The 22,709-nt window shown below is 65.7% G+C and carries 16 protein-coding genes and 1 tRNA gene; 7 read left to right on the top strand and 10 right to left on the bottom strand.

Annotation, left to right across the window (positions count from 1 at the left end; translation table 11 throughout):
• The first annotated feature begins 6 nt into the window (after window positions 1-6).
• Window positions 7-1,905 (top strand): ATP-binding cassette domain-containing protein, encoded by a 1,899-nt coding sequence (locus L1O03_RS07070; RefSeq protein WP_236118830.1) that lies wholly within the window; start codon window positions 7-9, stop codon window positions 1,903-1,905.
• Entirely contained in the window at window positions 1,902-2,612 is a 711-nt protein-coding gene (locus L1O03_RS07065; RefSeq protein WP_236118829.1) for a helix-turn-helix transcriptional regulator, read from the top strand. The genes L1O03_RS07070 and L1O03_RS07065 overlap by 4 nt, the downstream gene beginning before the upstream one ends.
• Here the strand turns inward: L1O03_RS07065 and thrB are convergent.
• The 5 genes from thrB to L1O03_RS07040 all read right to left on the bottom strand — a co-directional run bounded on the left by thrB (window position 2,576) and on the right by L1O03_RS07040 (window position 9,706).
• Window positions 2,576-3,517 (bottom strand): homoserine kinase, encoded by a 942-nt coding sequence (gene thrB / locus L1O03_RS07060; protein WP_236118822.1) that lies wholly within the window; start codon window positions 3,515-3,517, stop codon window positions 2,576-2,578. The genes L1O03_RS07065 and thrB overlap by 37 nt on opposite strands.
• 18 nt (window positions 3,518-3,535) lie before the next feature.
• Window positions 3,536-4,921 (bottom strand): homoserine dehydrogenase, encoded by a 1,386-nt coding sequence (locus L1O03_RS07055; RefSeq protein ID WP_236118821.1) that lies wholly within the window; start codon window positions 4,919-4,921, stop codon window positions 3,536-3,538.
• A 91-nt stretch (window positions 4,922-5,012) separates the two neighbouring features.
• Entirely contained in the window at window positions 5,013-6,371 is a 1,359-nt protein-coding gene (gene lysA / locus L1O03_RS07050) for a diaminopimelate decarboxylase (protein ID WP_236118819.1), read from the bottom strand.
• Window positions 6,372-8,030, bottom strand: a complete 1,659-nt coding sequence (gene argS, locus L1O03_RS07045; RefSeq protein WP_236118814.1) for an arginine--tRNA ligase — start codon at window positions 8,028-8,030, stop codon at window positions 6,372-6,374.
• 11 nt (window positions 8,031-8,041) lie between these two features.
• Window positions 8,042-9,706, bottom strand: coding sequence for an L-lactate permease (locus L1O03_RS07040; protein WP_236118812.1), 1,665 nt, complete (start codon window positions 9,704-9,706; stop codon window positions 8,042-8,044).
• Window positions 9,707-10,101: 395 nt separating this feature from the next.
• Between L1O03_RS07040 and L1O03_RS07035 the strand changes: the two genes are divergently transcribed.
• The 4 genes from L1O03_RS07035 to L1O03_RS07020 all read left to right on the top strand — a co-directional run bounded on the left by L1O03_RS07035 (window position 10,102) and on the right by L1O03_RS07020 (window position 13,311).
• Window positions 10,102-10,887: a (Fe-S)-binding protein gene (locus tag L1O03_RS07035; RefSeq protein WP_236118811.1), complete on the top strand. Its 786-nt coding sequence runs from the start codon at window positions 10,102-10,104 to the stop codon at window positions 10,885-10,887.
• Window positions 10,884-12,458: a LutB/LldF family L-lactate oxidation iron-sulfur protein gene (locus L1O03_RS07030; protein WP_236118807.1), complete on the top strand. Its 1,575-nt coding sequence runs from the start codon at window positions 10,884-10,886 to the stop codon at window positions 12,456-12,458. The genes L1O03_RS07035 and L1O03_RS07030 overlap by 4 nt, the downstream gene beginning before the upstream one ends.
• A complete protein-coding gene (locus tag L1O03_RS07025; protein WP_236118798.1) occupies window positions 12,455-13,099 on the top strand; it encodes a LutC/YkgG family protein in 645 nt (214 codons plus the stop codon). The genes L1O03_RS07030 and L1O03_RS07025 overlap by 4 nt, the downstream gene beginning before the upstream one ends.
• A 139-nt stretch (window positions 13,100-13,238) precedes the next feature.
• A tRNA-Arg gene (locus tag L1O03_RS07020) sits at window positions 13,239-13,311 on the top strand.
• A 117-nt stretch (window positions 13,312-13,428) separates the two neighbouring features.
• On the opposite strand, the gene L1O03_RS07015 is transcribed toward L1O03_RS07020, so the two are convergent.
• Entirely contained in the window at window positions 13,429-13,926 is a 498-nt protein-coding gene (locus L1O03_RS07015) for a MarR family winged helix-turn-helix transcriptional regulator (protein ID WP_236118792.1), read from the bottom strand.
• Between the two features lie 183 nt (window positions 13,927-14,109).
• On the opposite strand from L1O03_RS07015, the gene L1O03_RS07010 reads away from it, so the two are divergent.
• Window positions 14,110-14,643, top strand: coding sequence for a YceI family protein (locus L1O03_RS07010; protein ID WP_236118781.1), 534 nt, complete (start codon window positions 14,110-14,112; stop codon window positions 14,641-14,643).
• A gap of 26 nt (window positions 14,644-14,669) precedes the next feature.
• On the opposite strand, the gene L1O03_RS07005 is transcribed toward L1O03_RS07010, so the two are convergent.
• Genes L1O03_RS07005 through L1O03_RS06990 form a run of 4 tightly spaced genes read right to left on the bottom strand, consistent with a single transcriptional unit; the run spans window position 14,670 to window position 22,546 of the window.
• On the bottom strand, window positions 14,670-17,345 hold the full coding sequence (locus L1O03_RS07005) for an AAA family ATPase (RefSeq protein WP_236118779.1): 2,676 nt from the start codon (window positions 17,343-17,345) through the stop codon (window positions 14,670-14,672).
• Window positions 17,345-18,538: a metallophosphoesterase family protein gene (locus L1O03_RS07000; protein ID WP_236118777.1), complete on the bottom strand. Its 1,194-nt coding sequence runs from the start codon at window positions 18,536-18,538 to the stop codon at window positions 17,345-17,347. Before L1O03_RS07000 ends, L1O03_RS07005 begins: the two co-directional genes overlap by 1 nt.
• 46 nt (window positions 18,539-18,584) lie before the next feature.
• Complete coding sequence (locus L1O03_RS06995) at window positions 18,585-19,463, bottom strand: SWIM zinc finger family protein (RefSeq protein ID WP_236118770.1); 879 nt, start codon at window positions 19,461-19,463, stop codon at window positions 18,585-18,587.
• The gene (locus L1O03_RS06990) at window positions 19,463-22,546 is read right to left on the bottom strand and encodes a DEAD/DEAH box helicase (RefSeq protein ID WP_236118768.1); all 3,084 of its coding nucleotides are present in this window, start codon (window positions 22,544-22,546) and stop codon (window positions 19,463-19,465) included. Before L1O03_RS06990 ends, L1O03_RS06995 begins: the two co-directional genes overlap by 1 nt.
• Between the last annotated feature and the right edge of the window lie 163 nt (window positions 22,547-22,709).

Below are 22,709 nucleotides of genomic sequence, written 5' to 3'. Positions count from 1 at the left end.
TCTGAGATGAGCCGTAGCCTCCGCCGCACGCCCACTCGGGCGCCCGTCCTCGCCCAGCTGCTCGCGCTGTGCGCGCTTCTTCTGCTCTGCGGGCCGCTTGTCGCGTTGCTCGCGCGCGTGTCCTGGACCGAGGTCCCCGAGGTGTGGGCCCGCCCCGAGACCCGCGAGATGCTGATCCTCACGATCGCAGCGGCCATCCAGGCCACGGTCGTGACCGTCATCCTCGGTGTTCCGCTGGCCTTAGTCTTGCAGTCGGTGCGCCGCGGCGCGGGCATCATCCGGCTTCTCGTGGTCCTTCCGCTCGCGATGCCGCCTGTCGTCGCCGGCCTGGCGCTCAGTGCCCTCGCCGGGCGCCGCGGCCTCCTCGCTCCCCTTCTCGACGCCCTCCACCTGCACTTTGCCTTCCATTTCTCGGGGGTGGTCCTCGCGCACGTCGTCATCACGTTGCCTTTCGTCGTGGTGACGGTCGACGCCGCCCTCCGCCAGATGGACCAGGAGGTGATCGCCTCGGCGGCGGCCCTCGGCATGAGTCCCGGGCGCATCGCCTGGCACATCATTCTGCCGGCGATCCTCCGGCCCCTGTGCACGGGCGCCGGCGTCGCCTGCGCGCGCTCCCTCGGCGAGTTCGGCACCACCCTCACCTTCGCCGGATCCCTGCCCGGCGTGACCCGCACGATGCCGCTGGGGATCTACCTCAGCAGGGAAATCGACGAACCCGCGGCCTATGCCCTCGCGATTCTTCTCATCGGCGTCGCCATCCTCGTCCTCGCGCTCAGCGCCCTTCCCTCCTGGCTCGGGGCGCGCCGCGAGCCGAAGCACAAGGCCCGGCGGCTCGGGGAGATCGACGTCGACGCCCTCCGCTCCCTCACCCGGCCGCAGAAGGCCGGCCCGGAGCTCCGATGCGGCGAGGCGCTCTTCCCGGCAGGACGGCTCAGCGCGCTCATCGGCGACAATGGCTCGGGCAAATCGACCCTGGCCAGCACCCTCGCCGGGCGGGTGGAGGACCCCCGACGCCCCGTAGGACTCAGCCCCGAGTACGGCGAGCGCCCCGTCATGCTCACCCAGTCCCCGGGCCTTCCCCCGCACAGCACCGTGGCGCGGGCTCTTACCATGATCACCCGCGATGGCGAGCGCACGCGCTCACTGCTTGCAGCCGCAGGGCTGAGCGCCCTCGCCGACGTCCCTGTCCCGCACCTCTCCGGGGGTCAGTCGGCGCAGGTGGCCCTGGTCCGCGCGCTCGCTGCGAGGCCCTCGGCGCTCATCCTCGACGAGCCACTTGCCGCCGTGGACCGCGCCTCCGCCGCCCGCTGGCGTCGGCTCTTCCGCGGCATCGCCAGGGATCGGACGACGGTTCTCATCACGCATGATCCCGTCGACATCGCCACCCTCGCCGAGGAGCTCCTCGTCATGGACGGCGGACGCTGCGTCGCCCAGGGACCCTGCGAGGAGCTTCTGCGCCGGCCGCCCACCCCCTTCGTCGCGAGCATCGCGGGCCTCAACCGGCTGAGCGGACGCGTGCAGGGCGTCGAGGGGGACGTGGCGCACGTCGATGCCGAGGGACTGAGCATCACGGGCACCCGGAGAACGGCTCTTCTGCCTGGTGAGGAGGCCATCGCCGTCTTCCCGCCGGAGGCGCTGCTCCTCTCCCCACTCAATTCCCCGGAGGGTACCCCCGCTCAAGGGCGCCCCACCTCCGCCCGCAACCGATGGGCAGCGCACATCGAGGACATCAGCGCCCCTTCGGGTACGTCCATCTCAACGCTGCTGCTCCGACTTGATGCCCCCTACGGCCCCCTCCTCAGCGCGAGCCTCACCCGCGAGGCCATCCAGAGCCTCGGCATCGTGCCTGGTGAGCGCGTGGAGGTTTTCATCAAAGCAACCGCGATCTCGGTGTTTCCCGCATGACTCCCATTCCACCCCCCACATCCACCGCCGCGCTCATCAGCGAGGAGCGTCAGCTGGGCGCCAAGCCCCTGGAGGTGCTCGCTTTCCTCCAAGCCCGGCCGAAGGGCGCGCGCGTCGTCGACATCGCCGCCGGCCTGGGGATCCACAGCAACACGGTGCGCGGCCACCTCGATGAGCTGGCCGAGCATGGGCTCGTCGATAGTGCCCTGGAAAAGCCCACCGGCCGCGGGCGCCCCACCCACCGCTATTGGTCGCGCTCACCGCGGCCGACGGCCGTCGCCTCGGAATACTTGAGCCTCGTGGAGGTGCTCATCTCGACGATCGGCGATCCCGATCATCCCCGCCCCGAGGACCACGCGACCGCGCGCCGAATCGGCAGCGTGTGGGCCGAGCGCACCGCCCTCAGCGACACCCCCTGGACTGAGCCCCGCGAGGCCATCGCGGGACTCATCACCTACCTGCGCTCGATGGGCTTTAGCCCCCGCCACGAATCCCTCGAAGCCGGGGACCGGGTGGAACTCTCCCATTGCCCGTTCATCGTCGGGGAGGAAGCCCCCTCTCCGCTCATCTGCAGCCTGCACCTCGGGTTCATCGAGGCGCTGACACAACAATGCCCCGTCCGGGTGAGCCTGCAACCGCTCGCCCGTCCGGGGCTCTGCACCGTCGACGTCTATCCCGACGTGGGCGAAGGATCCACCTCCACCTGAACCGGGCCCGCCACCTCGAGTTCCAGGACGCGGAGGCCGGCGGATCGGGCGTCATCGAGGACGGCCGCGTCGACGGGCTCCGTGGAGAGCACCATGATCGTCGGGCCCGCCCCGGAGAGGTAGGCCGCATAACCCCGATTGCGCAGGCGGTTCACCCACTCCGCGGTGACGGGCAGGACATCGGAGCGATAGGGCTGGTGGAGCCTGTCGCGGGTGCCTTCCCAGAGGAGCTCGGGGTAGCGCTGGATGGCCGTCGTCATGACGGCGGTACGAGAGACGTTGAAGCGCGCATCCACGTGGGTGACATGGCTCGGGAGGACCCGGCGCACCGCCTGCGTGGAGGCATGGAAGTTCGGGACCAGGGCCGTGGCGCGGATGGACTCATGCACCGGAATGGTCACCGCGTGGTAGCTCGGCTGGGACTGTCCATCGACGGGGATGTCCGTCCAGGAGACCACCGCATTCCCCAGCGCCGAGGCCCCGGCGTTATCCGGGTGTCCCTCGAAGGCCGAGGCGAGCTGGACCAACTGGGCGTCGTCGAGGGGGAATCCCGCGAGCCCATTCGCCGCGGCAACTCCCGCCACCGCCGCGGAGGCCGAGGAGCCCAGGCCGCGCGACTGCGGAATCGCGTTCGTGCACTCCACCTTGAGGCCGGGCGCACTCACCCCGGCGGCCTTGAGGCCGCTCATGAGTGCCTTGACCACGAGGTGCGTCGCGTCGCGGGGAAGGTCCTCCTCGCCCTCACCGTGGATCTCTACCTCGAGGCCATCCTCGATGACCTCCACCTCCACCACGTCGTAGAGGCTCAGCGCGATGCCGAGGGTATCGAACCCCGGCCCCAGGTTCGCCGAGGAGGCGGGCACCCGCACCCGCACCCGGCGGCCAACTTCCAGCTCTGTCGTCACTGCTCTTCCTTAGCTTCCTTAGCTTTCAGCCTGGCTGTTCTCTTCGCTGTAGAGCCGCAGCACGCTCTTCACCGCGCGCACGGACTCGGAGGTCTTGAGGTCCTCGACGCAGGAGGCCAGGTCCTCCTCGCGCGCGGTGTGGGTCACGAGGATGAGCCGCGCGTGACCATTGAGCTCCTCCTGGCGCACGGTCTTGAGGGAGATCCCGCGCTGCGCGAAGAAGGTGGACAGCTCAGCGAGGACGCCCACGCGGTCCACGACCTCCATGTCGATGTGATAACGGGTGGGCACCCGGCCAAAGTCCGCCACCGGCAGGTTCGCGTAGGTGTTCTCCCCCGGCGCGCGGCCCCCGTGCACCTTGTTGCGTGCGGCGCCGACGATGTCACCCAGGACAGCGGAGGCCGTTGGGTCGCCCCCGGCCCCGTTGCCATAGAACATGAGGCGGCCGGCCGCCTCGGCCTCCACGAAGACCGCATTGTAAGACTTATCGACGCTGGCCAGCGGGTGCTCGCGGCTGATGAGGGTCGGGTGGACGCGGGCGGAGACGTATTCCTTGCCGTCCTCGTCGCGGAAGCGCTCGCAGATGGCGAGCAGCTTGATGGTCTGCCCAGCGAGCTTCGCTGCCGCGATGTCCTCGGCGGTGATGGAGGAAATGCCCTCGCAGTGGACGTCGTCGTAGTTGACGCGGGTGTGGAAGGCGAGGCTAGCAAGGATCGCAGCCTTCGATGCGGCATCGTGGCCCTCGACGTCAGCCGTCGGGTCCGCCTCCGCGTAGCCCAGATCCATGGCCTCCTTGAGCATGTCATCGTAGGAGGCCCCGGTGGAATCCATGGCGTCAAGGATGAAGTTCGTGGTCCCGTTGACGATGCCGGAGACGCTCTCGATCTGGTCGCCCGCCAGCGAGCGGCGCAGCATCCCCACCACGGGGATGGCGGCCGCGACGGCGGCCTCGAAGTAGAGGTCAACATTGGCGGCATCGGCGGCGGCCGCCAGCTCATCGGCGTGCGCGGCGACGAGGGCCTTGTTGGCCGTCACGACGGACTTGCCCGCGTTGAGCGCGGCAAGGAGGAGGCGACGGGGGTAGTCGATCCCGCCGATCACCTCGACGACGAGGTCGATGTCCTCGCGCTGCACGAGGGTCATCGCGTCATCGGTGAGCAGCTCCTCCGGAACCGCACCCCGGTGTTTCTCCTTGTCGGAGACCGCCACGCCGCGGACCTCGATGGGCCCACCAATCCGGTGCTCGAGGGCATCCCGGTGCTGCTCCATGAGCCGCAGCACCTCGCGCCCCACGGTGCCGTGGCCCAGAATGGCGATACCCACCGGATCGCCCGGCGCCTTGGCCTTCTGCGCGGCCGCGGCCGCCCCGGTGGATGCTGACGCTGTGTTCTCGTGCGTGCTCATCGTGCTCCTGAGATCGAGATCGAGTTGGTATCTTTCACAGTTGATCTGGGAATCAGCTGAAGCTCACTATAGACCAAGCGGTCCATTTCCGCTATCCGGCGCTGACCTCTAAGGCAATGAGATCATCGATCGTCTCGCGCCGCACGATGAGGCGGGATTCGCCCCCTCGCACGACGACGATCGCCGGGCGTCCCATCATGTTGTAGCGCGAGGACATCGACCAGCAATAGGCGCCCGTCGCCGCGATAGCGATGAGATCCCCTGCCTCAATGTCCCCCGGATACTCGGCATCCTGCACGAGGATGTCCCCGGACTCGCAGTGACTTCCCACCAGGCGGGAAAGCACGGGATCGCCCTCCGCGAAGCGGTTGACCAGCCGCGCGTCGTACTCCGCGCCATACAGGATGGGGCGGATGTTGTCCGACATGCCGCCGTCGACGGCGAGGTAGCGGCGGGTGCGCTCATCGTCGTAGTGCACGTCCTTCACGGTGCCCACGCTGTACATGGTCACCGTGGAGGGGCCGGCGATGGCGCGGCCGGGCTCCACCATGATGGTGGGCGACTCGATGCCGAGGTTCTCCGCGTGCTGGGCCACCCGGGTGCGCAGGTCGTGGGCGACACTCTCGACGTCGAGCGGCCGGTCCTCCGCGCAATAGGCGATGCCGTAGCCGCCGCCCAGGTCCAGCAGGTTGAAGACCTCCGTCGAGAGCCCCAGGTCCTCGATGAGGCGGTCATAGAGCCCGAGGACGCGCTCGGCGGCGAGGGAGAAGCCCTCCGCGTCGAAGACCTGCGAGCCGACGTGGCAGTGCAGCCCCACCAGGCGCAGGCTCTCCGACTCCGCGCAGGCGCGCGCCGCCTCATAGGCCGAGCCCGAGGCCAGCGAGAAGCCGAACTTTTGGTCCTCGTGGCTCGTCGCGATGAACTCGTGAGTGTGGGCCTCAATGCCCGGCTTCACGCGCACGAGGACGTCCTGCGTGGCCCCCTCCCGGGCGGCGACCGCCTCGAGACGCTCCAGCTCCTGAGCCGAATCCAGCACGACGTGCCCAATCCCGGACTCCACACAGCGCTCGAGGTAGTGCTCATCCTTGTTATTCCCGTGCGCGGTGATGCGCTCCGCCGGGAAGCCCGCGCGCAGCGCCACCTCCAGCTCGCCGAGGCTCGCCACGTCGAGGCACAGGCCCTCCTCATCAACCCAGCGCACAATGTGGCTGGTCATGAAGGCCTTGCACGCGTAGTGAACATTCTCCGGCCCGCCATAGGCGGCCGCCATGTCGCGGCAGCGGGAGCGGAAATCGTCTTCATCGACGACGAGCACCGGGGTGCCATACTCCTCGGCGATCTCCGGGAGCGGGACGCCAGCGATGGTCACCACGCCGTCCTCCTGGCGCCGGGCATGGCGCGGCCAGACGTGCGGGGGCAGGGTGTTAAAGAGCTCGGTCTCCTGGACCATCTACATCCTTTCGGGGGCCGAGACGCCCACGAGGTTGAGGGCATTAGCAAGGGTCTGCCGGGAGGCGGCGGCCAGCGCGAGGCGGGCGTGGTGGACGGGCTCGTCCTGCTCACCGGCCTTGGGGAGGATCTGACAGTGATCGTAGAAGCGGTGGAAGACCCCGGCGAGCTCCTCGGCATAGCGGGCGATGCGATGCGGCTCGCGTAGCGTAGCGGCGGCCTTCACCACGGCGGGGAACTCCCCGAGCGTGCGGATGAGGTCCCCCTCCTTCTCGTGCGTGAGCAGACTGTAGTCCGGGTCTCCCAGCGTGACGCCCAGGCTCTCCGCCTTTCGGGCAAGGGAGCACAGGCGGGCGTGTGCGTACTGCACGTAGTAGACGGGGTTGTCATTGGACTGGGATGCCCACAGCCCAAGGTCAATGTCGAGGCTCGAATCCACCGAGGAGCGGACAAGCGCGTATCGTGCCGCGTCGACGCCAATTGCCTCCACGAGGTCATCGAGGGTAATGACTGTGCCCGCCCGCTTCGACATGCGGACGACCTCTCCCCCGCGCACGAGGTTGACGAGCTGCCCGATGAGCACCTCCACCTGCTCCGCGTTGTAGCCGAGCGCCTGGGCGGCGGCCTTGAGGCGCGCGATGTACCCGTGGTGATCGGCGCCCAGCATGTACAGACAAAGGTCGAAGCCGCGGCCGAACTTGTCCACGAGGTAGGCGATATCGCCTGCAATGTATGCGGCGTGCCCGTCGGACTTGATGACCACGCGGTCCTTGTCATCCCCGAAGTCGGTGGAGCGCAGCCACCAGGCGCCCTCGGCCTCATAGAGGTTTCCGCTCTCCTTGAGCTGGGCGATCGCCCGATCGACGGCGCCCGACTCGAAAAGGGAGTTCTCGTGGAAGAAGACGTCAAAGGTCGTGCCGAACTCCCGCAGACTGTCCTTGATGTGCGTGAACATGAGCTCCACGCCCTCGCGACGGAAGTCCTCGCGGATCTCGTCTTCGGAGCGGCCCTCGTCGAGGATGCCCGGGTGGGCGTCGAGAACCTTCTGCGCGATGTCCGCGATGTACTCTCCGCCGTAACCGTCCTCGGGCACCTCCTCGTGGCGGGCGCGGGCAAGGAGCGAGGAGACAAAGCGATCGATCTGCGTGCCGTGATCGTTGAAGTAGTACTCGCGGGTCACCGACGCACCGGAGTGTTCGAGGATTCGGCCCAGCGAGTCCCCCACCGCGGCCCAGCGCGTGCCGCCGAGGTGGATAGGGCCCGTCGGGTTGGCCGATACGAACTCGAGGTTGATGGACTGGCCCGCGAAGGTCTCGCCGGAGCCATAGGACTCCCCTGCCTCGAGAATGCCCCGCACGACCTCGCCCTGAGCGGCAGCCGCCAGCCGAATATTGAGGAATCCGGGCCCCGCCACGGAGGCCTCCGCGATAGCATCCTCAGCCTCGAGAGCCTCCGCGATCCACTGCGCCAGCTCGCGCGGCTGCACCCCTGCCCGCTTGGCGGTCTGGAGCGCGAGGTTCGTGGCATAATCCCCGTGCTCCGGGTTGCGCGGCCGCTCGACGGTGACGGTCTCCGGGAGAACGGAGGAGTCAACGTCGTGGTCGTTCATGACCCTCGTGGCACTGTTCTTAATGAGAGATGCGAGATCTGCGGGTGTCATGAAGGGGTATTTTAGCCGACGACCATCCAGCCCAAAACGCCGGTGGACTGCAAATACACCACAATCCCCAGGAACACCAGGAGCCCCAGGCTAAACTTCCAGGACTGCCCGAGGATTCGGCCTTCGCCGTTCTCCATCTTCGTGGCGGCGGCCGCGATCGCAGCGGTCTGCGGGGAGAGCATCTTGCCCAGCACCGCGCCAGACGTATTCGCGCCCACCATGAGGTAGTGCGAGGCCTGGATCTGGTCTGCGGCGGAGGCCTGCATCTGCGCGAACAGCGCGTTGGCGGACGTCGCGGAGCCCGTCACCGCGGTGCCCAGCCACCCGAGCGCGGGCGAGATGAGCGGGAAGAAGGCCCCCGTCGTCGCGAGGAGAGCACCAATCGAGGCGGTCTGGCCCGAGAAGTTCATGACGTAGGCCAGCCCCATCACCGACGCGATGGTCACATAGGACCAGCGCATCCGCACGAGCCCCGCACCCAGCTCCCGGAAGGCCTTCGGGACGGTCATCGGGAAGGCGTCGCCCTTGTTCGCGACGGTGTACACCACAGCGGTGATGATCCCACAGAGGAAGAGGATCGTGCCCGGGTTGGACAGCCACGTGAAGTTAAAGATGGTGCTGGTCACGGGCTTCCCCGAGCCAGAGAGCAGGTGCCCATGCAGGCCCGGCCACTCGATCGCGATATCGGTCTTCTTCAGCGCCGCGGGGACGTCGATCCCGATCCTCCACAGGCTCGTGAAGGCGAAAGCCACGACGATGAGCACATAGGGGAACAGGGCCAGCGTCATCCGCTGCCCCGTGAGGCTCGCGGCGTTGGCGTCGACCTGGCTGGCCTGATCCTCCGGGGTGCTGGGAGCCCACACGCGCAGGAAGAGCACGCCCATGACGAGGGAGACGAGGCACGCCACGACGTCGGTCAGCACGTAGGAGAAGTAGTTGGAGGCGAGGAACTGCCCGCCGCCGAAGCACACGCCCACCACGAGCGCCATCGGCCAAATCTGCCGCAGCCCGCGGGTGCCATCCATGATGAGGCACAGGATGAAGGGGACGACGACAGCCAGGAGCGAGACCTGCCGTCCCGTCATGGAGGCCAGGGTCTCCGCGTGGAGCCCGGAGAGGTTGGCGGCCGTCGTCACCGGAATGGCCATGGCTCCGAAGGCCACGGGCGCGGTGTTCGCGACGAGCGTCGTGAGCACCGCCTTCATGGGCTTCATCCCGATGGCCAGCAGCATGGCCGCAATGATCGCGACGGGGGCGCCGAACCCGGCGAGGGCCTCGAGGAGCCCGCCGAAGCAGAAGCCGATGAGCATCGCCTGCACACGCATGTCACCCCGGCCGATCCGGGAGAAGATGAGGCGAAGATCCTCAAAGCGGCCCGAACTCACCGTGAGGTCATAGATCCACACCGCCATCCAGATGATGAAGATGATGGGGAACACGCCGAAAGCAACGCCCTGCGTCAGCGAAAGCGCCGCCAAATGAATAGGCATATGGAAGGCAAAGATCGCGAGGAGGAGCGCGATGGCCGCCGCTCCCATCGCTGACCAGTGCGCTTTGAGTTTCAGCCCCATGAGCAGAAGGAAAAATGCTACCAGTGGGAGGACGCCGACCAGCGCCGACAGCGCCACACTGCCCGCTACAGCATGAGTGGAAGCTGTGAATGTGGAAGAGAGCACCTGTGCGCTCCTTTCATATCACCAAAGAAAAGACGTATCGTTCTCAACTTTCCAGGTCTTTCCCCTCCCGTCGAGAAAGATCTCGACGCGCACCCGTCGGCGCAGCCCAGGACCCCGCACCCACCCCTTTACGGGGGTAGGACTGTTACGATCCAGCACCCGCGAGCGACCCGCTTTTCCCGTCAGCGGCCGGCCAGAACGGGTCTTTCGAGAACACTAATGTTGCGTTAATTCCCCAGCTTAGGGCGCCCTGACCACTGTGTCTCCGCTCCTTTTCGGACGTATGATGAACCTCGCACTGTGACGATTCTCGCGCTGACGTGATGAACATTACTTATAGCTTTCTTGTGAATCGCCACGACGTCCCCTGACCAACCAACCGACAGGAGTTGACTGTGCGCGTAGCGCTTTTTTCCACCTGCATCGGCGACTCCCTCTTTCCCGATGCGCATAAGGCCGCTGCCATCGTGCTAGCGCGCCTCGGCTGCGAAGTCGTCTACCCGATGGGCCAAACGTGTTGTGGCCAGATGCATATCAACACGGGCTATCAGAAGGAAGCGATCCCGATCATCCGCACGTATGCGGATGCTTTCGCCGACTCCTCCATTGACTACGTCGTGGCCCCCTCCGGCTCCTGTGCCGCCGCCGTCCGCGATCAGCATGTTCGCGTCGCTGAGCGCTACGGAGACCGTGCCCTCGTCGACGGCGCCTCCATCGCCTCGAAGAAAACCTACGATCTCTCCGAGTTCATCGTGGACATCATGGAGACCTATGACGTGGGCGCCTTCTTCCCGCACCGCGTCACCTACCACTCGTCCTGCCACTCGGTGCGCTTCCTCAAGGTGGGCGATCGCCCCTATGAGCTGCTTCGCCATGTGAAGGGGCTCGAGCTCGTCGACCTCCCCAACCACGAGGAATGCTGCGGCTTTGGCGGCACCTTCTCCGTGAAGAACGCCGAGACCTCCGCCGCGATGGTGGCCGACAAAGTCCGCCACATCAAGGAGACCGGGGCAGAGTATGTCACCGCGGGTGACTCCTCCTGCCTCATGAACATCGGGGGCGCAATGTCGCGTCAGCACAACGGGATCCGGGCCATCCACATGGCCGAAATCCTCGCCTCCACCGTCCAGCACCCCTGGACCCCTGAGCACGCCGCGTACACCCGGGAGGCCATGCTGTGACCATTCATCTCAACCGTCCGACCATGCCCCCGCGGGCCCCGCACGAGCCGGCTCACCTCCGTGGCGCCGTCGGCTTCACGCAGGCCGCGCACAAGGACCTCAACAACGCCACGCAGCGCCGCAATCTTCATAAGGCGACGACGTCCATCCGCGCCAAGCGGGGCCGCGTCGTCGATGAGCGGGCTGATTGGCAGGATCTTCGCGAGGCCGGAAGCGGCGTCAAGCGCCAGGTTGCTGCCCGGATGCCAGAGCTCCTCGAGCAGTTCGAGGAAGCCGTCACCCGCAACGGCGGGCACGTCCACTGGGCGCGCGATTCGCGCGAAGCCTGCGACATCATCACCCGGCTCATCCAGGAGACTGGTGAGAAGAACATCGTCAAAATCAAGTCGATGGCGACGATGGAGATCGCCCTCAACGATGAGCTGAAGAAGGCAGGCATCACCGCGCGGGAGACGGACCTCGCCGAGCTCATCGTGCAGCTCGGGCATGACCGCCCCTCCCACATCCTCGTCCCCGCGATCCACCGCAACCGCGCGGAGATCCGCGACATCTTCATTGAGGAGATGCCCGACACGGACGAGACCCTCTCCAGCGAACCCGCCGAGCTCGCCGAGGCCTCGCGTCTCTTCCTGCGCCGGCAGTTCATGGAGGCCAAGGTCGCGGTCTCTGGCGCCAACTTCGGCGTCGCAGAGACGGGCACGATCTCCATCGTCGAGTCCGAGGGCAATGGCCGCATGTGCCTCACCCTCCCGGAGACGCTCATCTCCGTCATGGGAATCGAGAAGCTCCTGCCCTCCTTCTCCGACCTCGAGGTCTTCCTTCAGCTCCTCCCCCGTTCCTCGACGGGCGAGCGCATGAACCCCTACACCTCCCTGTGGAGCGGGATCACCGAGGGCGACGGGCCGAAGAACTTCCACGTCGTCCTGCTGGACAACGGCCGTTCGGCGGTCCTGTCCGACCCCATCGGCCGCGAGGCACTCAAGTGCATCCGCTGCTCCGCGTGCCTCAACGTCTGCCCCGTCTATGAGCGCGCCGGCGGGCACGCCTATGGCTCCACCTACCCCGGACCCATCGGCGCCATCCTCACCCCGCAGCTCACCGGCATGGAATCCGCGAAGGATCCCAACGCGAGCCTCCCCTTCGCCTCCTCTCTGTGCGGGCGATGCGACGAGGTCTGCCCCGTGAAGATCCCCATCACGGACATCCTCCTGGAGATGCGCCACCAAAAGGTGAGCTCTCACGCCATTCCCGGTGAGAAGGCCATCATGGAGATGGCGGCCTTCGCTATGGGGCGCCCCGCGCTGTGGAACAAGGTCATGCACATGGTCTTCCTCGGCCGGATCCTCGGCGGATTCGATCACACCATTCGCCACCTCCCCTCCTTCATGGCCGGCTGGACCAACGTCCGCGACGTCAACATTCCCCCTCGCCAGAGCTTCCGCCAGTGGTGGGAGAGCGACGAGGCCCGCGAGCTGCTCGCCCGCGCTCGTGAAGAAGGCGTCCCTGAGACCCCCAATGCCAGCACCACCGGCCCCCTTCACCCCAAGCACGAGGAGGATCACCGCGCATGAGCAGCCGAAACGCCGCGGCAAAGAAGGAAATTCTGAACCGCATCCGCAACGCTCAGAAACTCGCCGGAATCGATACGTCCGGCTACACCGTCGTGCGGAACTACCAGACCACCTCGGACATCTCCACGGATGATCTCCGGGAGCTGCTGATCGACCGCCTGGTGGATTACAAGGCCACGGTCCGTCGCTGCACCTCCGAGGAGCTCCCCCAGACCATCGCGTCGGTCCTCCGCGAGACCTCCTCCACCGAGGTGCGCTACGCCGAAGGACTCGACCCCGAGCTCTTCTCCCAAGTCGACGGCACCGCGCTCCCCGATGACCGGAGCACGGACCCGCGCGAGCTCGATGCCGTCGACGCCGTCGTCACCGACTCCCACGTCAGCTGCGCGGAGACCGGGACCATCTGCCTGCAGTCCAATCCGACGAACGGTCGCCGGGCCCTCACCCTCGTCCCCGACCGGCACGTGTGCATTGTCCGTATGGACACCGTCGTCCACCTCATCCCCCAGATGATTGAGCGGCTGGACCGCCGCCTGCCCACCACCATGATCTCTGGCCCGTCCGCCACGTCGGACATCGAGCTGGAGCGCGTCGAGGGTGTGCACGGCCCCCGTGACCTCATCGTCATCGTGGTGGACTAAGCCGACGTCTGCCCTGGCTGGCTCGCCACGCTGAGGAACAGCAACGGGCTCTCTCCGCAGGGAGAGAGCCCGTTTTTCTTCCCTTCGGGGCTAGTGCTAATATAGTCACGTTGCCGCCAAGAACTGGCGGCTTCGGTGAGTCTCCGTAGCTCAGTGGATAGAGCATTGGTTTCCGGTACCAAAGGTCGCACGTTCGAATCGTGTCGGGGACACAACAGACGGGCCCTGGATGTCATCCAGGGCCCGTGGTCGTAATTCTGCCTATCCCGCGATTACTGGCGTCGGCACTTTCAGTGACGCTCATGCAGGATTGCCCCCGATGCCGCGCTCTACGACTCCCCCTCGCCGCAGCACCCGGAACGCTCTGCCCCCGGTACGTTTTTCACTTCCATAAGCGACGTGAGGACCTCCCGCAGGGCACGAGCCTGCCCCTTAGTGAGGTGGTCAAAGAGGAGCCGGCGGACAGACTCCACATGCTCAGGCGCAGCCTGACGAATACGGCGCAGACCATCCTCCGTGATCGTCACTAGAACGCCGCGGGCATCGCCCTCACAGCGCATCTTCTGCACGAGCCCCCGCCGCTCCATGCGCGTGATCTGGTGCGAGGTGCGGCTGCGATCCCAATCCAACGCGTGACACAAGTCCCTCAGACGAAGGCCATAGCCCTCCGCCTCCGAGAGATGAACGAGAACCGCGAACTCCGATGAGGAGATATCGCTTCCCAGCTGCAGCGTCGCGTCAATGCAGCGGTCCATCTTGCGGATTCCTTGCAGCAGGAGGCGCCAGAGGGCCTGCTCGTCCTCGCTCAACCATCGGGGTTCCGTCATGGAGCTAAGCATAACGGCTCCCCCACCGCCCCCATAACCGGCCCCTCTGCACCCACATTTCCCCAGGAAACAATAGATTTCCACCCTTTTTGTTGACATGTCTACAACGTGCGAATATAGTGTGACACGTCAACAACAACGAAGGCAGCACCTCGCGGCTGCCGCCCTGATTGGAGGAACGATATGTCTACGTTTGCTGGTACCTGGACCCTCGACGCCGCCCACTCTGAGGTGGGTTTTGTTGTTCGCCACGCGATGGTCACGAAGGTGCGCGGGCACTTCAGCGATGTGTCTGCTCAGATCACGATCAACGGGGAGGACCTCTCCTCCGCGGTGGTGGAGGGCACGGTGGCTACCGCCTCCCTCGACACCGGCAATAAGGATCGTGACGCCCACGTCCGGGGCGAGGACTTCTTCGACGTCGAGAATCACCCGGAGATGACCTTCCGGAGCACGTCTGTCTCCGTCAACGGGGAGAGCGGAACGGTGACGGGTGACCTGACGATCAAGGGCGTGACCAAGCAGGTGACCTTCGACGTGGAGGTCGCCGGGGTAGCGGAGGATCCCTTCGGCGCCACCCGGATGGGCTTCGAGGCCTCCACCCGAATCAACCGCAAGGACTTCGGCGTGGACTTCCAGGCGCCTCTGAAGACTGGCGGCGTGCTCCTCTCCGAGGACGTCACCATCCAGATCGAGGGCTCCGCCACCAAGGCCTAAGCTCTCCCACCCGGGCCGGACGGGGCTCAGGCGTCCACGCCGCCCCGAGCCGTGCTCATGAGACTGTCGATCGGGTAGGTGTGCACTCCCCCGATCGACTCATAACGCCGGGGATAGCACGTGAGGATGAACACCTGGCCCCGCGTGCCCGCCTCCTTGAGGAGCTGGGACATGCGGGCGAGCCGGGTGGCGTCGCTATTCCCCAGGACATCGTCCATAAAGATCGGGGGGATCTCACCGGATTGTTCTTGGAGCAACTGCGCGATGCTCAGCCTTTGAATGAGCGCCAGCTGTTCCTGGGCACCTCCGGAGAGGTAATCGCGCGTGATCGCTCCCCGTTCCCCGGCGCGCGCGCTGATGGCGAGGTCCTCGTCGAGCGCTACCTCGGAATCATTCCCAAAGACGCGCCGGGCCATGGCGTTCATTGCCTTTCGCAGCGGCTCGCTATAGCGGTTCTGAAGCTCGCGCCGGTGACTCAGGAGCGTGTCATAGAGCAGTTCCGCCGCATTCGCCTGCCGCGTCATCCGTTCATAGGTGATGGTCTCAGCGCGCACAAGGCTATCGAGCTTGTCCCGCTTTTCCTCCTCGCCTCGAGCTCCCGCGAGGCGCTCACCGAGGCGGGCGATCTCCCGTCCGAGCCTCTCCTTACCCTTCCCCAGGTTCTGGACGATAGCCCGGTGTGACTCGGCCTCATCCCTCACGAGGTCTGGTTGCAGGGTTCGGTAGAGCTCTTCCTTCTTTTCACACTCGGCTGTGAGCTCGGCAGCGGTGGCTCGGGCACTATCGTGGGCCGAGCGCAGCTGCTCCATACTCGTGACTTTTTCCGCCGCGGCGAGACGTCGTTCGAGGGCTTCCTGCTCAGCAACGGCACTGCTCAGTTGCGTCTCCACGCGGATGAGCTCCTCTTTCTCCTGCTGGTAGGGGCTCTCTTCCTTCCGCCAATAGAGCTCTTCGCGGTGTTCTTCGCGCTGGTGCTCTTCTTTCTGTGCGGCGGAGAGAGCCTCGAGGGCATCGGCAGCGCTCAGCTGGCGCTCGTCATCATTGAGCTCCGCGGCGTCCCATCGCCTCTGCAGCTCCTCCCGGGCGCGTTCCAGCTCCTCCGTGGTGGTGTGATCGAGGAGATCCTTGCGCTGTCTCTCCATCATCTCGCGGGCGGTACGTGCTTCACGGCAGCGCTCATACCGATCTTTCGCCTCCGCGATGCTCTCACAATGCACTGCGCTGAGAAGGTCAGCAAGGGCCTGCTCAGCGGTCTCGACGGCTTCCTCACTGTCGTGACCATCTTGCCTTCCCCGGTGGTAGGTCATCAAGAGGCCGGCGTGCTCGATGGACGTTCCCTCCCGGAGGCTCAGGGAGAGTTCCTTCTCGACGCTCGTCTCCTCTCCATCCACGCGAATGTCGAGGGGCGTGTCGCTGCAGAGAATGAGCTTGGCTGCGGTCTCCTCAGCGATCCTCCGCTGAACGATGCACTCCTGCTCTGCCGCGGCCAGCGCCGACCATTGGGCGTCGCTGATCTCGGGACTCGGGCATTCCTCGTCGATGCGGCGACGCTTCGCGTCAAGCTCCTTGAGCGTGTCCAGCTGCGACTCGATAGAACGGAGTTCGTCTCGGGCAGCGATGGCCTCACTCACCACCCTGGCTCGGCGCACCACGTGGTGCTGGGCCGCTAGGGCCTCCCGCGCTGCAGTGCAGGCTTCATCGAGTGCACGCCATTGCCTCTCTTGAGCCTCGGCACGCTCGAGGAGGGACTGCACGTCGTCCTTGAGCTGCGAACATGTCTTCCGCCTGGCGGCGATGTCGCCTAGCATCTGTTCCCTGGCGGCAATGGCCACAGCAGCCTGGTCCACGGCGCGCTCCGCATTCTCCGCAGCGGCCTTCGCCTGCTCCCAGGTCTTCTGCGCATCCTCGGCTTCACGGAGCCGCTTCTCGACCACGAGCAGCTTCTTCTCTTCCTCCGGGATCCTCGCCTTGGTCTCTTTCAGGGCGGCGGTGTTGCGCTCGAAATCGCGGAGATCCTGCTGATAGGCGCTGATCCGCTCCTCACACTGGCGGAGCTGATCTCGCGCCTCGTTGAGCCTGGCCTGGCAGGCCTTGTACTCCTTGGTCGGATCACGTCTGTTCTCTGTGATGTAGATGGCCATTTCCCGCCTTGCGGACTCGAGGAGGCTGGCTTCATCGTGGACTCCACGCCGCGTTCCCACCTCAACTGGTTCGGTCTCGGAGGCGCTACTAAGAACCTCCCGAAGTCCGGGGAGTCCGCTCGCCTTCACTGCGTGGTCGAGCTTTCCCTGTTCAACGAAGAGGACAGAACGCAGCGACTCATCGAAATGCTCATTGAGAAGGCGCGCGAACGTGTCGTCCGCTTCGCGTCCGGTGTAGGAGGACGTGCCCGTCCCGCTCAGCGAGAGTTCCGACTTCTTTTCCCGGAGCCACTGCTTCCGAATCCTCGCTGTGGTGGCACCGAAGACAGCCTCCATGCACACCGAGGGCCCGACATCACGGCCTAGCGGCTGGAGGCTGCGGATCGCCTGCTTATTCGAGTTCGAGGCAGAGGTCCACAGCTCACGCAGACAGTCCATGATGGTGGATTTTCCAGCCTCGTTATCCCCGGTGATGAGGAACACTCCCCGTTCCGGGAGGTCGTGGAGCTCGAGGTGGTGAATCTTCCGAGCATTCGTGATGGATAAGGATGAGATGTACATTAGTGATCCTCCCTGGCCTTCTTTGCGAGTCGGAAGAAGAGGTGAAGGGCATTCTTCGCGGTCTCGGCCTCGTCCCCCTGCCCAGTCGCGGCCTTCGCCCGCAGGTCCTCGAAGGCTTCCGCAGCAAAGCCCGTCAATCCGAGTTCATCGAGTTCGTCTTCTTGCGGCTCGACGAGGAGTTCAGAGAAATCTCCGCGCACCCGGAGACAAGCGAAGACGGGCTCGAGGTCTCGGATGCTCGCGTGGAAATACTCCATATCCGTGGCGCTCAGAACTCCTCGCACGCGGTATTTGATCACCGTGCGCTGTTTATCGGGATAGCTCCTCAGCTGCGCCAGGGCTTCATCGATGTCCTCCCGGCAGGACAGGTTCCATTCGAGGGCTTCCCAGGTCCATCTGCCGGTGTTGAGCTCCGTGACGTCCACCCGCGCGTCGAGGGCAGAGCTCTTCGTCACGCTGACGATGAGCGCTGTGCCGGAGTTCGTCTCATTCGAGGGGGTTCCTCCCGAGAGATCGCAATAGTCCGTGGTCTCCGGGGAGCCGGAGAACCATATGCGGCGGGAGGCGTCGAGGGGCATTGCCGAGTGGGTGTCCCCGAGCGCCACGTAGTCGATGACCCCTCGATCAAGGGCTTCGGTTACGCGCTGCCGGCTGATGATCGCCGAGGGGTGATCGTCGGATCGCGCGTCCATCTGCCCGTGGGCGAGGAGGATGCGGATGGAGTCGGTGGGTTCCAGGGGGCTGAGGGCCTCTGCGACCAGGTCCACCTCGCTGTACTTGCTGTGCAGTGGGGCGCCCACGAGCTCGACACCCTCGGCGATGGTGACGGGCTCGGAATCTCTGAGGACGGTGAGGTTCTCCCCCACCTCTCCGCGGCTGATCTGATCCATGAGGCTCCGAGGAATGAGCGGGTCATGGTTCCCCGGCAGGAGGACCACGGGCACCGGGACCTGCGCGAAGGCATCGAGCGCCGCCTGCGTGGTGGACGGCTCCAACGTGGGATGCTCGAAGACGTCTCCGGCCACCACCATGAAGGCGCAGCCGTGCGCCACGCACTCCTCCCCGAGGCGGCGGATCACGCCCAGCCGGTCATCCGAGAAGCGGTTCTGCGCCGCGCCGTGGAGATCGTGACGGATCATGCCCAGCTGAAAATCCGAGGTGTGGAGGAACGTCACCGTCTGTTCAAGAGCCATAACCTACTTCTAGCAGGTGGGTCGGACATGAACGTCTGGCCGTCGATCAGGACTCCCCATCGTGGAATGTTTCGGGAGGTGGCGGGCCTTCGATAAGAAAGTCATAGAGGTCCTCGATGTCCGCCACAGCCGCGAGCTGATCGATCGTCGTATAGGAGACCATCCGCATCGCTTGGTGAAGGAGATCCATGTTCGAGTCATCAAGAGCAGAGCGAACCTTCGGCTCCGGGAGCTCGGGCAACGTCCCGCCCTCCCAATAGTCCGGGCCCGTGGACGAGCCAGCCTCGGCGCTTCGGGCGGTGGCGTGGTCCGTGACCATCGACGCCAGCTGGTTGATATCCAGGCCACGCAGCCGGAACAGCTCCTTCGGATCCGCTTCGAGACGCCGGATGAGGATCTCGACGACGGCCACCGCATGCTTGCACACGTCCGAGTGATCGGGGCAGTCGCAGATGAAGCGCAACTCCCCCGGCTCCGAACCAAGAATGATCTCCCGGACGCGCGGATCCACGCGCCCGGCCTTCGCATTCTCAAAGCCATCCTTGGTGGACAGGAGGATCTGTCCCACCTCAGCCAGGTCATCTGGGCTGCGATAGGGCAGGATAATCGTCACGGAGAAGGGCTGGAGCTGGCTGCCAGCCACCTGGGCGTCGACGCGCCCGTTCGCAATCTCCAGGTTCACGACGTTGCCGTTGAGGGCATAGTCGCGCCCCCGGTGGAGTCGGCCGCTATCCGCCCTCGAGCTCACAGCCGCGCGAAGGAACTCTGCGATCCCGCGCTGTTGCGATGAAGCCCGCCGGGGTGCCCCCGACTCCCCCGCCGCCGACGCGGTGTGCTTCTTCTCCGGCCCGGAATGCGCCGATTTCCGCCCAAAATTCGCGTAAATAACATTGCCCTCACGGGGGTGCCGCGGCTGATCCGCCATTATTCTCCCTCCTTTCGCCCGCGATAGCTCATGAGTTCCGCAAAGTCCTCCGGGGAAAGCTCGGTAATCCAGCCCTCGCCCTCACCCACGACGGCGGACGCAAGATGCAGCTTTCCATCCAGCACCTGCTGGATGGATTCCTCCATCGTGCCGGCGGTCATCATCTTATAAACGATGACATCCTTCCGCTGACCGATGCGATAGGCACGGTCAGTCGCCTGATTCTCCACCGCGGGATTCCACCAGCGATCCATATGGATCACGACGGACGCCGCCGTGAGATTCAGCCCTGTCCCTCCCGCTTTGAGGGAGAGGATCATGACCGGCGGCCCGTCGGGCTGCTGGAAGCGCTCGACCATCGCGTCACGGCGCGCCTTGCTCACCCCACCGTGGAGGAAAGGCACCTGCTCCCCCAGCCGTGCGGACAGGTAGGGAACCAGCAGGTCGCCGAAGGCACGGTACTGGGTGAAGATAAGCACGCGGTGCCCGGCGGCCAGGTGATCGTCGAGAAGCCGGACGAGCCCCGCGACCTTCCCGGAGCGGTGCCGGCCGCGGTAGGTGATCGGTGAGCCATCGCCGAGGTAATGCGCCGGGTGATTGCAGATCTGCTTGATCCTCGTGATGGTGGACAGCACAATTCCGCGCCGCGCGGCTTTGTCCTCCCTGCGGGTGGATTCCAGAATGTTCTGGATATTCTCCACCAGGGCGGTATAGAGGGAGGCTTGTTCCTCGGTGAGGTGAACGGTGAGGATCTGCTCCTGCTTCTCCGGGAGGTCGTCAATAATGGCGGGATCGGTTTTCAGGCGGCGCAGAATAAACGGCGCCGTGAGCGCTTTGAGGCGCGCGGTGAGCGCGGGATCATTCTCCCTCTCGATGGCTTTCGCAAAGTGATTCTGGAAGAAGGAGGCCGAGCCCAGGACACCGGGATTACAAAAGTCGAGAATCGCCCGCATTTCCGAGAGCCGATTCTCCACCGGCGTTCCCGTGAGCGCGAGCCGCTGGCGGGCGGGAAAAGCCCGAACGGCCTTGGCGGAGCGGGTGCGGACGTTTTTCACGTGCTGGGCTTCATCGAGAACAACATGGTCCCACGAGGGGCGGGCGAGGTCGTGGACGTCGCGCGTCGCGATTCCATAACTGGTGATGACCAGGTCGGATGAGGCGATCCTGCGCTCGAGCTCCTCACCGGCCAGGCGCCCCGTCCCGTGGTGGACGTAGACCTTCGCGGAGGGCGTGAAGCGGGAGGCCTCCCGCGCCCAGTTCCCCACCACGGAGGTTGGGCAGACCACCAGGCTGGGGCCGCTCGCCTCGCCGCGCTCGCGCTCCACCGCGAGGAGGCTGAGGAATTGCAGGGTCTTGCCGAGGCCCATGTCATCGGCCAGCACCGCGCCGAGCCGGTTCCTCGACATCCAATACAGCCAATCGACGCCGCGGCGCTGGTATTCGCGCAGCTCGGCGTGGACGCTCGGCGGGATCTCCACCCGCTGCGGAGCCGGGGTCTCGGTCCCGCCCAGCAGGGCCTCGTGCCAGGGCGAGCCTTCGAACTCCACGGGCTCGTCCGCCGTTGACTCGATAGCCAGCGCGCGAAGGTCGGAGAGCTCGACGGCATCTGCCTCCCCCGCCTCCAGCGCTCGCTCCTTCTCCTCGATGAGGGCGCGAAGCGAGGCGCGGTGCTCCTGGTCCTCCTCCTTCTCCGGGTCGAGGAGCTGCTCTTGCATGCGGAGGGAGGCGATCTCCTCCCGCAGGCGCTTCTCGGCCGTGCGATCCAGCTGACGGATGTACTCCGTCACCGTCGAGAGGGAGCGAGAATCCGCCAGCACCCACTGACCGCGCAGCTTCACGAGCCCCGATTTCGAACGCACGAGCTCCCGCATCTCGTCCTCGCTGAGCTCAACATCGCCGAGGGAAATGTGCCAGTCATAGCGCACGAGTTCCTCGAGGCCCAGCCCTTGATGGCGGTTCGAGCCCTCACCGCTGGCCTCGCGGGTGCGCACGGTGGCGGTGGCTTTGGCTGTCGACCACGCCCGGGGCAGCATCACCTGGATACCGTTGTCCTGGAGGCGTTGGGCGTCGAGCATGACGAACTCAACGAGCTCGGACGTCGGCAAAAGGACATCCCAATCCCCCGCCGTCGGATCCGTGGCGGGCCCCAGCGGGTGCTGCTCGGGCGAGAGTTTCGGGCACACCTGGGTCAGCGTGCGGTGATACTCGTAGAGCCGCTCCTTGGTGGTGCGATCGAGATTCTCCAGGTGAATGGGCTGCGGGGAATCCGTCCCGGAGCGCACCTGGATGCGCACCGGCCAGCCTTCCTCGTCGTTGATGATGGTCGCCTCGGATTCAGGTTCATCCACGACGACGATGAGCTGCAAATCCACCAAAGCGATGGAATTCTTCCACTCGTTGAGGGCGTGGAGCAGGTGGGCCCCGCCCCGCTTGAGCGGCTGCGATCGCACGAGTGCCTGCGGGAACTCATGCCACTTGCGCGGCGGGATGCTGTCCAGGATCTCCTCAAGCACAGCGCTCACCACCCAATGCGGGAGGTTTTTCACCAGGTCCTCCACGAGAAAAGAATTATTGTCGACGAGAACCCCCGGCGCGCAGCCCGTCATCGCCGCGACCCAGGTGCGTTCCGCAACGCCCGAGGCGAGCTGCCACTGCGGCCACCACTGCCGGTCCTCGAAACCGAGCCCGAACACCACGCGCCCGGCGCGGACGAATCGCACAATCCCCCGCTGGAAGCGGATGAGCCAGCGCAGGTCGGGGGCAATCGCCGCGAGCTGCTGCGGGGTGGCCGCGGGTGCGGCTTCATCGAGGTAGCTGAGCTGATCGAGGAACTCCACCGCGGCGGGTCCGCCGTAGGCGGCGGTGGGGATGACGAGCTCCACGCTGCGCCCCCGAGGGGTGTGGAGTCGGGTGCGCAGCCGGTGGCGGAAGCGGCGGTCGTCGAGCAGCCGAGCAACGTGGTGAGGGAAGACGCCTTCGGGCACGGCCGAGGGAAGGACGATGCGGTGCCCCTGAGTCTGCTCGATCCACACATGGAGCCCAGATCCTCGGATCCACAGCCCATGGAGGAGAAAATCGGGCATGTACTCGCCGTCCTTGACCGTCGTTCACTCACTTGTCGGGGCGTCTCCACGGAGACATCCCCGGAGACATCTACTAGAGAGAGGGTACACGGCACCCCGGACATGATCGGCTGGCCGGCCCCTTCAGCCGATTCCCATCGCGGCCACTGAGCGCACCGCCGTT

This window comes from Corynebacterium uropygiale (assembly GCF_021568315.1).
Lineage (GTDB): Bacteria > Actinomycetota > Actinomycetes > Mycobacteriales > Mycobacteriaceae > Corynebacterium > Corynebacterium uropygiale.
The sequence above is the reverse complement of the archived record's forward strand: the minus strand, read 5'-3'. Positions and strand labels throughout refer to the sequence as shown.